This is a genomic window from Sphingomonas sp. FW306-1B-B10E, assembly GCF_058782005.1.
On sequence record NZ_JBYSXG010000081.1, the window covers coordinates 1 to 12,877 of the forward strand.

Sequence of the window (12,877 nt, forward strand, 5' to 3'; positions counted from 1 at the left end):
CTCATAAGCCCCTCCCCTTAAGGGGAGGGGCTTATGAGTGCTGACCCCATTCGCACCTGCATCCTGTCGCGCGAGGAATCCCCGCGCGAAGGGCTGATCCGCCTCGCGCTGTCGCCCGAGGGCGAAGTGCTTCCGGACGTTCGCGCCAAGGCGCCCGGGCGCGGCGCCTGGATCGGCGTGGACCGTGCCGCATTCGACGCCGCGCGGGCCAAGGGCAAATTGCGCGGCGCGCTGTCGCGCGCCTTCAAGACGCAGGACCTGCGCATTCCCGACGATCTCGGCGAGCGTATAGCGGTCCAGCTCCAGCGCACCGCACTCGACCGGCTCGGGCTCGAGGCCAAGGCCGGCCACGTCACCACTGGCGGCGAAAAGCTCGACAAGGCCGCGCGCTCGGGCAAGCTCCATCTGCTGCTCCACGCCTCGGACGCGGGACAGGACGGCGCCGGCAAGCTCGCCCAGGCATGGCGCGTCGGCTCGGATATGGAAGGCAGTGGGCGCAAGGGCTTAACATTGCCCGTCCCGCGCACCATATTGTCCTTGGCGCTGGGCCGCGAAAATGTGGTACATGCCGGCCTGACAGATCCCAAGGCAGCGAAGCGGGTGAGCGAAGCGCTCGACCGCTGGCTGCTCTTTATCGGACCCGACCCCGCTTCCCGCCCTTGCGAAACAGGCTCGCAAGGCGCATCCGCGTTCCCGCCGAGCGGGTCGCAGAACACGACGAACTCGACTGAAGGACTTTGAGCAGCCGCATGAGCGACACTGAAAACGAAAAGCCGAAACTGGGCATGCGCGCGCCGCTGGGGCTGAAGCGCACGGTCGAGACGGGCAAGGTGAAGCAGAGCTTCAGCCATGGCCGCTCGAACACCGTGGTGGTAGAGGTCAAGCGCCGCCGCGTCCTCGGCCCGCAGGGTGCGCCGCAGGAAGAGCAGGCGCCGGCACCCGAGCCCGTCGCCGCGACGCCCGCCCCGCAGGCCCCGACGCCGGCACCTGCGCCGCGCCCGCCGGTCTCGAACGAGTCGGCGCAGGAGCGCCAGGCCCGCTTGCTGCGCGAGGCCGAAGACCAGCGCATGCACGCGCTCGAGGAAGCGCGCCGCCGCGAGGAGCGCGAGCGTGCCGAGGCAGTCGAGGCCGAGGCCCGCCGCGCCGAGGAACGCGCCCGCGCCGAAGCCGAGGCCGCCAGCGCGCCCAAGGTCGAGCCTGCGCCCGAGCCGACTCCGGCCCCCGCTCCGGTGGCTGCGCCTGCTCCCGCCGCTGCCGCGCCGACGCCTGCGCCCGCCCCCGCACCGACTCCGGCGCCCCCGCCGCAGCCGGTCGCGATCCAGCTCGATCCGAGCCGCCCGGCACCGCGCATCTTCACGCCGGTCCAGCGCCCCGAAATCCCCAAGCCGCAGCCCAAGCCCGAGCCGCAGGCGCCGGCGCAGTCGTCGTCGCAGGAGCGCCCCGCGGCTGCCGCGAGCGGCACCGCCGCGCCGCGCCCTGCTGCATCGGGAACCGGCGGCCTCGCACCGCGCCGCCCGGCCGAGCCCGCGCGTCCGCAGCAGCGTGACCGCAAGGGCGACGATCGCCGCCAGGCCGGCAAGCTCACCGTCAACCGTGCACTCGGCGGGGATGACGGCGCGCGCGCCCGTTCGCTCGCCGCGCTCAAGCGCGCCCGCGAGAAAGAGCATCGCCGGTCCTATGGCGGGTCGCGCGAGCCGCAGGCCAAGCAAGTCCGCGACGTCGTCGTCCCGGAGGCGATCACCGTCGCCGAACTCGCCAACCGCATGGCCGAGAAGGGCGCAGACCTGGTCAAGGCGCTGTTCAAGATGGGCATGCCCGTCACGCTCAACGCGACGATCGACCAGGATACCGCCGAGCTGCTCGTCACCGAGTTCGGCCACAACATCCAGCGCGTCAGCGAGAGCGACATCGACCTGGCCGAGACCGAGGCCGATGCGCCTGAGTCGCTGCAGCCGCGTGCGCCGGTGGTGACGATCATGGGCCATGTCGATCACGGCAAGACCTCGCTGCTCGATGCCCTGCGCGGCACCGACGTGGTCAAGGGCGAAGCCGGCGGGATCACCCAGCATATCGGCGCCTATCAGGTCACGCTGAAGGACAAGTCGAAGATCACCTTCCTCGACACGCCGGGCCATGAGGCGTTCAGCCAGATGCGTGCGCGCGGTGCCGACATCACCGACATCGTCGTGCTGGTGGTCGCCGCGAATGACGGGCTGATGCCGCAGACGATCGAGGCGATCAATCACACCAAGGCGGCGGGCGTGCCGATGATCGTGGCGATCAACAAGGTCGACCTCGACAGCGCCAACCCGCAGCGCGTGCGCGAGCGTCTGCTCGAGCACGAGGTTATCGTCGAGCAGATGGGCGGCGAGACGCAGGACGTCGAAGTCTCGGCGCTCAAGAAGACCGGGCTCGACGAGTTGATCGAGAAGATCCAGCTCCAGGCCGAACTGCTCGACCTGCGCGCCAATCCCGATCGCCAGGCCGAGGGCACGGTGATCGAGGCCAAGCTCGACAAGGGCCGCGGCGCGGTCGCGACCGTGCTGGTCGGCCGCGGCACGCTCAAGGTCGGCGACGTGTTCGTCGTCGGCGCCGAGAGCGGCAAGATCCGCGCGCTGGTCGACGACAAGGGCCGTCAGGTCAAGGAAGCCGGACCGGCGATGCCGGTCGAAATCCTTGGCCTGTCGGGCGTGCCGATGGCGGGCGATCCGCTCCAGGTTGTCGAGAACGAGGCGCGCGCCCGCGAAGTCGCGGAATATCGCGCCGGCGTCATTCAGAACAAGCGGACCACCAATGCCCCGGCCAGTCTTGAGAGCATGTTCTCGGCGCTCAAGGACAAGCAGGCGATGGAATATCCGCTGGTGGTCAAGGCCGACACCCAGGGCACCGTCGAGGCGATCGTCGCCGCGATCAACAAGATCTCGACCGATCTCATCCGGGCGCGCGTGCTGCACTCGGGCGTCGGCGGCATCACCGAGAGCGACGTGACGCTGGCGGGCGCCAGCGGCGCACCGATCATCGGCTTCAACGTCCGCCCGAACGCCAAGGCGCGCGAGATCGCCGAGCGGCAGAAGGTCGCGCTCAAATATTATGACGTGATCTACGAGCTCACCGACGAGATCCGCGCCGGCATGGCGGGTCAGCTCGGTCCGGAGGCGTTCGAGACCGTGGTCGGCCGCGCCGAGATCAAGGAAGTGTTCAGCGCGGGCAAGCATGGCAAGGCGGCCGGTCTGCTCGTCACCGAAGGCTCGATCCGCAAGGCGCTCAAGGCACGCATCACGCGCGACGACGTCATCATCTACCAGGGCGAGATCGCGTCGCTGCGGCGCTTCAAGGACGACGTTCCCGAAGTGCGCGCGGGCCTGGAATGCGGTGTCACGTTCACGCAGAACTTCACCGACATCAAGGCGGGCGATTATCTCGAAACCTTCGAGGTCGAGCTGCGCGAACGCACGCTGTAAGGTTCTCTTTCCGCCGATGGACACCTTTTGTTCTTCGGCCGGTTCGGGGCTCGTGATATATCTCCTTTTCGACTGCACCTGCAGTCGAAAAGGAGATGATCTTATTGGCAACAGAGATTGTCGTAGTTCTGGTTCTGGGCGTAGCGACCTTCATCGTCGCTTTGCTCGGGCTGGTGGCGAAGCTCATTGAGCTGAGCCGCAAGTAACCAGTGCGGGGTCCGGTGCTGCAACGCCGGGCCCCAATAAGATTTGAGCCCGGACGCTGCAACGCCCGGGCTCAGGAGGTGAAGTTGGATACTTCGACCGTCGTAGTGTTGTTCAGATAGCAGAAGCAGCGAAAATCTTCAAGATGAAGCACGCCGAAACACCCGAGAACCGTTCGGTCCGCACGCTCCGCGTCGGCGAACAGGTGCGCCACATCCTCTCCGAGATCCTCCAGCGCGGCGACGTCCATGACGAGATACTGGCAAGCCATCTCGTCTCGATCACCGAGGTCCGCATGTCGCCCGATCTGCGGCACGCCACGGTGTTCGTGAAGCCGCTGCTCGGCAAGGACGAGGAAGCGGTGCTCAAGGCCCTGCGCACCAATACTGCCTATCTCCAGCGCGAAGTCGCCCACCGGGTGAAGATGAAATATGCCGCCAAGCTCAAATTCCTCGCGGACGAGAGCTTCGACGAGGGCAGCCATATCGACGCGCTGCTCCGTGCACCCGGCGTCGCGCGCGACCTCGACGGCGGCGACGCGCAGGACTGAGCGCCCCGGTGGCGCGCCGCCCGAACTTCGTCGCGCTGCTCCTTTCGCTGGCGATCGTTACTGGCGGTCTGTTCGCAATGCTCGCCTGGCGGCCTGCCTTGCCGGGCATCGGTCTGGTGCGAAGCGACGCCGCAGCCCGCGCGGGTGCGCGCCATGCGGCGCCGGCAGATTCTTCGCAATGCGGCGGCGGGCAGCCGGTGGGGCGCGGCGGCTATAGCTTCACGCCGCTGTGCCGCGGACAGGCGCCGTCGTTCGACCGCCATTATTATGTGGTCAAGAATGCCGGACTGAGCACTGGCGTCGGGCTGGTGCGCGGCGGCAGTGGCGAATCGCTCGCCGATCTCGGGCCGCTCGATATCGGAGCGCCGTTCACGCTGTTCTGGTCCCCGGCCGATTATCGCTTCTTCGCCAATCAGCGGCCGCAGGGCGCTCGCGAGCAATTTCTTCTCTTCGAAATACGCCGCGGTCGCGTTGTCGAGAACGATGCGCTCGACCGCGCCGCGCGCGATGCGCTGCGAAGCCGCCGCCCGTGTCTCATCGATGCGGATATTGCCGTGTCGGGGCTGCGTTGGAGCCGCGACGGCGGCCGCATCGCCTTGCTCGTCTACGCCCGGCGGCAAGGCTGCGGCGGCACCGGCAACTGGCAGCTGCTGTGGATGATCGGCGATTCGCGGACCGGCCGGATCGATCCGCAATCGGTCCGCGTGCGGCGCGGCCGCGCGGCACTTCCCGCCAATGGCCCTTACGCAACGCTCTGAGCTGCGCTAGCCCGCCGCCATGGCCAAGCTCTATTTCTACTACGCTTCAATGAATGCCGGCAAATCGACCACCTTGCTCCAGGCCGATTTCAATTATCGCGAGCGCGGCATGCGCACGCTGCTGTTCACTGCGGGCGTGCACGATCGCGGTGGCAAGGGGGTGATCGATTCGCGGCTCGGGATCAGCGCAAGTGCGGTGCCGTTCGAGGCCGAGACCGACCTCCAGCAGATCGCGCAGGACGCGCATTTCGAGGCGCCGCTCGCCTGCGTGCTGGTCGACGAGGCGCAGTTCCTGTCGGCGGCGCAGGTCCGCCAGCTCGCCGCACTCTGCGACGAGGACGATATCCCGGTGCTCGCCTACGGGCTGCGCACCGATTTCCAGGGCAAATTGTTCGCCGGCTCGGCGGAGCTGCTGGCGCTCGCCGACTCGCTGGTCGAGATCAAGTCGGTCTGCGAATGCGGCCGCAAGGCGACGATGAACCTGCGCGTCGATGCGTTCGGCAAGGCGGTCAAGCAGGGCGAGCAGAAGCAGATCGGCGGCAACGAGCGCTATGTCGCGCTGTGCCGGCGCCATTTCATGCAGCGCACCGGCGCGGCGGGCTGAGCGCATGCAGGGCTGGATCCTCCTCGACAAGCCGCTCGGGCTCGGCTCGACCCAGGGCGTCAGCGCGGTCAAGCGCGCGCTCCGCGACGGCGGCTATGGCAAATATAAGGTCGGGCATGGCGGCACGCTCGATCCGCTCGCCACCGGCGTGCTGCCGATCGCGCTGGGCGAGGCGACCAAGCTCGCCGGGCGGATGCTCGACAGCGACAAGGTCTACGACTTCACGATCCGCTTCGGCGCGCAGACCGACACGCTCGATCTCGAGGGAAAGGTCATCGCCGAGTCCGACGTGCGCCCGACGCGCGACCAGGTCGCGGCGGTGCTGCCGCGTTTCACCGGCCCGATCGCACAGGTGCCCCCCGCTTATTCGGCCCTCAAGGTAGACGGTGAACGCGCCTACGACCTCGCGCGCGCCGGCGAGGAAGTGACGCTGCCGAGCCGCGACGTGACGATCCATTCTCTTATATCCTCCCCCGGAGGGGGAGGGGAACTGCGAAGCGGTGGAGGGGTAGTCTCCACGGGCGACGTCGCTTGCGGCAACTACCCCTCCACCAGCTTCGCTGGCCCCCCTCCCCCTCCGGGGGAGGAGTTGGAAGAAATCACCCTCACCGCGCACGTCTCCAAGGGCACGTACATCCGCAGCCTCGCTCGCGACATCGCGCTGGCGCTCGGCACGGTCGGTCACGTCACCATGCTCCGCCGCACCAAAGCCGGCCCGTTCACGCTCGCTTCGGCAATTTCGCTGGACAAATTGGCCGATGCCGCTAAGGCCCGCACCCTTGAACAAGTGATCCTGCCATTGAGGGCGGGGCTGGACGACATCCCGGCTCTATCCCTCACCCCCGACCAGGCAGGGCTGCTCCGACAGGGGCAGGTTCTGGCCGGGATTGCCGCTGATAATGGCCAATATTTTGCGCTGCTGGGCGAAACTCCGGTCGCGCTGGTGGAGGCTCAGGCCGGATTCGTCCGGGTCGTCCGCGGCTTCAACCTGTAAGCAGATGTCGAAGGAAAGCACATGTCGATCACGCAGGAGCGCAAGGATGCGCTCGTCAAGGAACATGGCCGCGAGAGCGGCGACACCGGCAGCCCCGAAGTCCAGGTCGCGATCCTCACCGAGCGGATCACCAACCTGACCGAGCACTTCAAGACCCACGCGAAGGACAATCACTCGCGCCGCGGTCTGCTGCTGATGGTCAACAAGCGCCGCAGCCTTCTCGACTATCTGAAGAAGAAGGATCACGCCCGCTACGCAGGCATCATCGCGAAGCTCGGGCTTCGCAAGTAACGAGAAAGGGCGCCCTTGCGGCGCCCTTTTGACATTCGAGCTGCGGGCGATCCGGCCCGTCGCTCTGGCAGGGATGAAGACCGTCCCGAACCGCCCGGACCGGATAGTCCGGACATAGGCCCCCGCTGCATCGGGCAGTGGGAGTGAAGGAAAGCACATGTTCGACAAGAAGACTGTATCGATCGAGTGGGGCGGCAAGACGCTGACTCTCGAAACGGGCAAGGTTGCCCGCCAGGCCGACGGCGCGGTGATCGCGACGCTCGGCGAAACCGTGGTGCTGTGCGCAGTGACCGCGGCGAAGAGCGTCAAGGAAGGCCAGGACTTCTTCCCGCTCACCGTCCATTATCAGGAAAAGTTCTCGGCCGCGGGCCGCATCCCCGGCGGCTTCTTCAAGCGCGAGCGCGGCGCGACCGAGAAGGAAACCTTGGTTTCCCGCCTCATCGATCGCCCGCTCCGCCCGCTCTTCCCCGAGGGCTTCTACAACGAGATCAACTGCATCGCGCAGGTACTGTCCTATGACGGCGAGAACGAGCCGGACATCCTCGCGATGGTCGCCGCGTCCGCGGCAATGACGCTGTCGGGCGTGCCGTTCATGGGCCCGATCGGCGCGGCACGCGTCGGCTACCAAGACGGCGAGTATATCCTCAATCCGACCGACGAGCAGGTCGAGGCCGGCGAGCTCGACCTCGTCGTCGCTGCGACCCAGGACGCGGTGATGATGGTCGAATCGGAAGCCAAGGAGCTTTCGGAAGAAGTCATGCTCGGCGCGGTGATGTTCGCACATCGCGAGTCGCAGAAGGTGATCGGCGCGATCATCAAGCTCGCCGAGCAGGCCGCCAAGGAGCCCTGGGAGCTCAAGCTCCAGGACGACAAGGCCGAAGTGAAGGCCAAGCTCAAGAAGCTGATCGGCAAGGACCTCGAATCGGCTTATAAGCTCACCGACAAGCAGGCCCGCCAGACCGCGATCAACGAGGCGCGGACCAAGGCCCGCGACGGCATGGCCGACCTCAAGGAAAGCGATCCCCAGGCGTACCTCGCCAGCCTCAAGCTGGTGAAGAAGCTCGAGGCGGATATCGTCCGTTCGGCGATCCTCAAGACCGGCAAGCGCATCGACGGCCGCTCGACCACGCAGATCCGTCCGATCGAGGCGGAAGCGCACTTCCTGCCGCGCGCGCACGGCTCGGCGCTGTTCACCCGCGGCGAGACCCAGACGATCGCGACCTGCACCCTGGGCACCCGCGACGCCGAGCAGATGATCGATGGTCTGGGCGGTCTCTCGTACCAGCACTTCATGCTGCACTATAACTTCCCGCCTTACTCGGTCGGCGAAGTCGGCCGCTTCGGCGCGCCGGGTCGCCGCGAAGTCGGCCACGGCAAGCTCGCCTGGCGCGCGCTGCACCCGGTGCTGCCGTCGAAGGAGGAGTTCCCCTACACGATCCGGCTGACCAGCGACATCACCGAGTCGAACGGCTCGTCGTCGATGGCGTCGGTATGCGGTGGCTCGCTGAGCCTGATGGACGCCGGCGTGCCGATCAAGCGTCCGGTTTCGGGCATCGCGATGGGGCTGATCCTCGAAGGCAAGGAATTCGCGGTTCTGTCGGACATCCTCGGCGACGAGGATCATCTCGGCGACATGGACTTCAAGGTTGCCGGCACGTCCGAAGGCATCACCACGATGCAGATGGACATCAAGATCGCCGGCATCACCGAGGAGATCTTCAAGACCGCGCTGATGCAGGCCCGCGAAGGCCGTGCGCACATCCTCGGCGAAATGGCCAAGGCGCTCGATCACACCCGTGAGGAGCTGTCGGCGCACGCACCGCGCATCGAGACCTTCACGATCGACAAGTCGAAGATCCGCGAAGTGATCGGCACCGGCGGCAAGGTGATCCGCGAGATCGTCGCCACCACCGGCGCCAAGGTCGACATCGACGACGAAGGCGTAATCAAGGTCAGCTCGTCGGATCCGGCGCAGATCGAAGCCGCGATCAAGTGGATCAAGGGCCTGGTCGAAGAGGCCGAGATCGGCAAAATCTACACCGGCAAGGTCGTCAACCTCGTCGATTTCGGCGCCTTCGTGAACTTCATGGGCGGCAAGGACGGCCTCGTCCACGTCTCGGAGATCCGCAACGAGCGCGTCGAGAAGGTCTCGGACGTCCTCAGCGAGGGCCAGGAAGTCAAGGTCAAGGTCCTCGAGATCGATCCGCGCGGCAAGGTTCGCCTGTCGATGCGCGTCGTCGACCAGGAGACCGGCGCCGAGCTCGAGGACACCCGTCCGGCACGCGAGCCCCGCGAAGGCGGCGATCGTGGTCCACGCGGTGACCGTGGCGATCGCGGCGACCGCCAGCGCGGCGGCCGTGGCGGCGACCGTGACCGGGGTCCGCGTCGCGAAGGCGGCGGCGATCGTGGCCCCCGCGGCGAAGGCCGTGGCGATCGAGGCCCGCGCCGCGAGCGCTCGGAAGGCGGCGAGGACAAGGGCGGCGACGATATCGGTCTGCCGGCATTCCTCACCGGCGGCGACGACTGAGTCCGGCCAATCGAAAGAGAGGGGCTCGCGCTGTCGCGGGCCCCTTTTTTCATGCGCTTGCGGCGAGCCGGGCTAGGATGCGACGATCGGCCCGTTCGCGGCTGAATGGAAAGTGGAAGATGGCGGAGCTCAATTCGGCCGACCTGATGCGCGACCATGCGGCGATCGAATCGCTGTCGGCGCGGCTCGCCACCTCGATCGACCGCGGTGCCGATGCCGCCGAGCTCGCCCAGACGCTCGAGCATCTGGTCGCGACCGTTGCCGATCATCTCTCGGTCGAGGATGCGATGATCTACACGCTGGCGATGCAGTCGCGCTCCGGCGCCGCCGGCGCGGCCGACACCGACCGCATGCGCAAGGCCTTCGAGCAGCTCAAGACCGATTGGGGCGACTATCTGACGCTCTGGACGTCGCAGGCGATCGCCGCGGACCGCGATGCGTTCGTCGCCGCTACGCGTGCGATGCTGCCGCGCCTGCGCGACCGCGTGAAGCTCGAGAACGAATTGCTGTTCCACGCCAGCCTGCGGCGCGGCGAAGGCAATGCCGGCTGAATTTCGGGCAAGTGGGGGACTTCTGTTGCCCGGTGTCCCCCGTACCGCTGGAATCCGCTTCTGTTGCCCGGTGCGGTCCAACCGCGCATTTTAGTCTAACCTTAGGCCGTTAAGCCGTTGGGTTAGGCCGCAATAGCGAGTGCTTCGTTATCGTTGGCACTTGTGTAATGGACCGTCACAGTGGCCCACGCTGAGAGATAGATAGCGCTTTTCAACACACGTCGATCCTGGTTCGGCCCCGTCAGAAACGGTGTCCAGATACACCACCATTTATGGTGGAGCCGCCGGGTACTGCCCCCGGGTCCGCTGCGCCTATTGCACGCCTTCGTTTATCCCCATAGCCGGCCGAGGCCGGCGAGACCCATATAGGGTGCGGATCGCTTAATGAAAAGGTCAGGTTGGAACCCCTAGGGGGTTCACACCGAAGCCAAGCCTTGGCATGGAGCTTGTACCATGTTGACCCAGCGGTCCCGCTACGCGCTTCGCGCGATGCTTTTCCTCACCCAGCAGCAGGCTGCGACCGGACCGGTGCCGATGAACCGCATCGCGACGGGGGCCAACGTACCGCGCAAGTTCCTCGAGCTCATCTTGGCTGACCTGCGCGAAGCGGGGTTCCTGCTTTCGACGCGCGGCAAGATGGGCGGCTATCGGCTCGCGCGCCCTGCGCACCTGATTTCGCTCGGCGAGATCATCCGCGTGATCGAAGGCCCGCTGGCCTTGGTGCCCTGCGTCAGCCGCACCGCCTATCGCTCGTGCGGCGACTGCAAGGACGAAGCGACCTGCGCGATCCGCCACGCGATGGCGCGCGTCCGCGACGAGACCGCACGCATCCTCGACGGCACCAGCCTCGCCGATGCCGTCGCCGAGGAACTGGCCGCAGCCTAGCGCTCCTGCGAAAGCAGGAGCCCGGGATTACGACCCTGAGCTCCTGCTTTCGCGGGAGCACGCGGCTCATTGTGCCGATGCATTCCCCCGCTTCAGCTCGTCGCGGATCTCGCGCAGCAGCTTGATGTCCTCGGGATCGGGCGCGGGCGCCGCCTCGCCGGTGTTCTTCTCGTGCTCGACCAAATGGATCGCCCGATTGACGAAGCGCACCAGCAGGAAGACCATGAAGGCAAGGATCAGGAAGTTGATCACCACGGTGACGAACTGACCGAAGCCGAGCAGCGGCACGCCGGCTGCCTTCAGCGCGGCATAGCTGTCGGGCGACCCGTGATAGCTCGCCGGGATTGGCCCCAATCGCAGGAAATAGCTGGAAAAATCGAGACCGCCGAAGATCGCGCCTACCAGGGGCATGATCAGGTCGTCGGTCAGCGATTTGGTGATGTTGCCGAACGCCGCACCGATGATCACGCCCACCGCGAGATCGAGCACGTTGCCGCGCGCGATGAATGTTCGGAATTCCTTCCACATGGCACAAAGCTCCTGAGACCGCGTTCGTTACGCTTAATGTCCGATTTCGCTTTCGGGCTCCAGTGTTGCCGTCGTATAAGACACTTCTCGACCAAGATCCGGAGGATCCATCAGGTGATCAAGTTTCGTGCCGCCCTCGCCCTCGCAGGCGCCGTCCTGCTCTCGGCCTGCGGGATCAACAGCGTGCCCACCGCCGAGGAGACCGCCAAGGCGCGCTGGGCCGATGTCCAGACCAATTACCAGCGGCGCGCCGACCTGATCCCGAACCTCGTCGCGACCGTGAAGGGCGCCGCGGGCTCGGAGGGCAAGATCCTCAACGACGTGGTCAATGCCCGCGCGCGCGCGACCCAGGTCCAGGTGAGCGGCGATGACCTGACCGATCCGTCGAAGGTGTCGGCGTTCAATCAGGCGCAGAATGGCCTGTCGCTGTCGCTCCAGCGGCTCCAGGAAGCCTATCCGCAGCTCCAGAGCCAGGGTAATTTCAAGACGCTGATGAGCCAGCTCGAAGGCACCGAGAATCGCATCGCGATCTCGATCCGCGACTACAACACCGCGGTGCAGGCCTATAACACCCGCATCCGCACCTTCCCCGACGCGGTCGGCGCCAAGATCTTCTACGACGCGAAGCCGATGACGCCGTTCCAGGCCCAGGCCGGCGCGGACAAGGCGCCGACGGTCGATTTCGGGAACGGCAGCTGATCACAGACGCCGGATAATCCTGGTGACACGCCTCGCTCGTGCGCTGCTCTGCGTGGCCCTGCTGCTGTTCTGCAGCGTGGCGCAGGCGCAGCCCAATTTCCCGAAGCGCGACCGCGAACCCGTGGTCGACGCGGCGAACCTGCTGAACCCGGCCCAGAAGGCGGAGCTCACCAGCCTTGCCGAGGACATCAACAAGACGAGTACGCGCCAGTTCGTCATCGCGACGATTCCCGATCTGCAGGGCTATCCGATCGAGGATTACGGCTATCAGCTTGGCCGCGCATGGGGGATTGGGCAGAAGGACGCCAATAACGGTATCCTCCTCATCGTCGCGCCCAACGAGCGCAAGGTGCGGATCGAGGTCGGCTATGGGCTAGAGCCGATCATGACCGATGCGTTGGCAAACAGCATCATCGAGGATACCATCCTCCCGCGTTTCAAGGCCGGTGACATGCCCGGCGGCATCGTCGCCGGCGCGCAGGCGATCGCGGAACAGATGAAGCTTCCGCTCGAGGCCGCCGAAGCGCGCGCCAAGGCCGGGGCCGACAAGAAGGTGCAGAGCAAGCCGCGCCGCGCCAGCGGGGGCGGCTTCCCGATCGGACTGATCTTCTGGGGCGTCATCTTCCTGTTCGTGCTGCTGCCGATGTTCGCACGGGGCTTCGGCGGTCGCCGGCGCCGTGGCCCCTGGGGCGCGCGCCGGTATCGCAGCAACGACGGCGGCGCGCTGCCGATCATCCTGTGGAGCATCGCCAACGAGATCGGCCGTAGCTCGGGCGGCGGCTCCTCCGGTTGGGGCGGAGGTGGCGACGGTGGCGGCTGGGGCGG

13 protein-coding genes and 1 other RNA gene are annotated in these 12,877 nt (G+C 66.6%); 12 read left to right on the forward strand and 2 right to left on the reverse strand.

What is annotated here, in order from left to right; all coding sequences use genetic code 11:
* The first annotated feature begins 33 nt into the window (after positions 1 to 33).
* The 9 genes from AC3WJI_RS20440 (at position 34) to AC3WJI_RS20480 (ending at position 9,940) form a co-directional block, all read left to right on the forward strand.
* Entirely contained in the window at positions 34 to 741 is a 708-nt protein-coding gene (locus tag AC3WJI_RS20440) for a DUF448 domain-containing protein (protein WP_492759143.1), read from the forward strand.
* Between the two features lie 8 nt (positions 742 to 749).
* Positions 750 to 3,461: a translation initiation factor IF-2 gene (gene infB / locus AC3WJI_RS20445; protein WP_492759144.1), complete on the forward strand. Its 2,712-nt coding sequence runs from the start codon at positions 750 to 752 to the stop codon at positions 3,459 to 3,461.
* 349 nt (positions 3,462 to 3,810) lie between these two features.
* Positions 3,811 to 4,215, forward strand: a complete 405-nt coding sequence (gene rbfA, locus AC3WJI_RS20450; RefSeq protein WP_492759145.1) for a 30S ribosome-binding factor RbfA — start codon at positions 3,811 to 3,813, stop codon at positions 4,213 to 4,215.
* An 8-nt stretch (positions 4,216 to 4,223) separates the two neighbouring features.
* Positions 4,224 to 4,973 (forward strand): hypothetical protein, encoded by a 750-nt coding sequence (locus tag AC3WJI_RS20455; RefSeq protein ID WP_492759146.1) that lies wholly within the window; start codon positions 4,224 to 4,226, stop codon positions 4,971 to 4,973.
* A gap of 19 nt (positions 4,974 to 4,992) precedes the next feature.
* The gene (locus AC3WJI_RS20460; protein WP_492759147.1) at positions 4,993 to 5,577 is read left to right on the forward strand and encodes a thymidine kinase; all 585 of its coding nucleotides are present in this window, start codon (positions 4,993 to 4,995) and stop codon (positions 5,575 to 5,577) included.
* Positions 5,578 to 5,581: 4 nt separating this feature from the next.
* Positions 5,582 to 6,571 carry a tRNA pseudouridine(55) synthase TruB gene (gene truB / locus AC3WJI_RS20465; RefSeq protein WP_492759148.1) on the forward strand — a complete coding sequence of 330 codons (990 nt, stop codon included), beginning with the start codon at positions 5,582 to 5,584 and terminating at the stop codon, positions 6,569 to 6,571.
* Between the two features lie 21 nt (positions 6,572 to 6,592).
* Positions 6,593 to 6,862 (forward strand): 30S ribosomal protein S15, encoded by a 270-nt coding sequence (rpsO, locus tag AC3WJI_RS20470; RefSeq protein WP_492759149.1) that lies wholly within the window; start codon positions 6,593 to 6,595, stop codon positions 6,860 to 6,862.
* A gap of 157 nt (positions 6,863 to 7,019) precedes the next feature.
* Complete coding sequence (gene pnp, locus AC3WJI_RS20475) at positions 7,020 to 9,389, forward strand: polyribonucleotide nucleotidyltransferase (protein ID WP_492759150.1); 2,370 nt, start codon at positions 7,020 to 7,022, stop codon at positions 9,387 to 9,389.
* A gap of 119 nt (positions 9,390 to 9,508) precedes the next feature.
* Positions 9,509 to 9,940 carry a hemerythrin domain-containing protein gene (locus AC3WJI_RS20480; protein WP_492759151.1) on the forward strand — a complete coding sequence of 144 codons (432 nt, stop codon included), beginning with the start codon at positions 9,509 to 9,511 and terminating at the stop codon, positions 9,938 to 9,940.
* A 49-nt stretch (positions 9,941 to 9,989) separates the two neighbouring features.
* On the opposite strand, the gene ssrA is transcribed toward AC3WJI_RS20480, so the two are convergent.
* Positions 9,990 to 10,335: a transfer-messenger RNA gene (gene ssrA / locus AC3WJI_RS20485) on the reverse strand.
* Positions 10,336 to 10,393: 58 nt separating this feature from the next.
* Here ssrA and AC3WJI_RS20490 point away from each other — a divergent pair.
* Entirely contained in the window at positions 10,394 to 10,825 is a 432-nt protein-coding gene (locus AC3WJI_RS20490; RefSeq protein WP_492759152.1) for an RrF2 family transcriptional regulator, read from the forward strand.
* Between the two features lie 66 nt (positions 10,826 to 10,891).
* Here the strand turns inward: AC3WJI_RS20490 and mscL are convergent, their stop codons facing one another.
* On the reverse strand, positions 10,892 to 11,353 hold the full coding sequence (gene mscL / locus AC3WJI_RS20495) for a large conductance mechanosensitive channel protein MscL (RefSeq protein ID WP_492759153.1): 462 nt from the start codon (positions 11,351 to 11,353) through the stop codon (positions 10,892 to 10,894).
* 117 nt (positions 11,354 to 11,470) lie between these two features.
* Between mscL and AC3WJI_RS20500 the strand changes: the two genes are divergently transcribed.
* Positions 11,471 to 12,052, forward strand: a complete 582-nt coding sequence (locus AC3WJI_RS20500) for a LemA family protein (RefSeq protein WP_492759155.1) — start codon at positions 11,471 to 11,473, stop codon at positions 12,050 to 12,052.
* A 22-nt stretch (positions 12,053 to 12,074) separates the two neighbouring features.
* The coding region (locus AC3WJI_RS20505; RefSeq protein ID WP_492759154.1) for a TPM domain-containing protein at positions 12,075 to 12,877 on the forward strand (803 nt) is incomplete at its 3' end.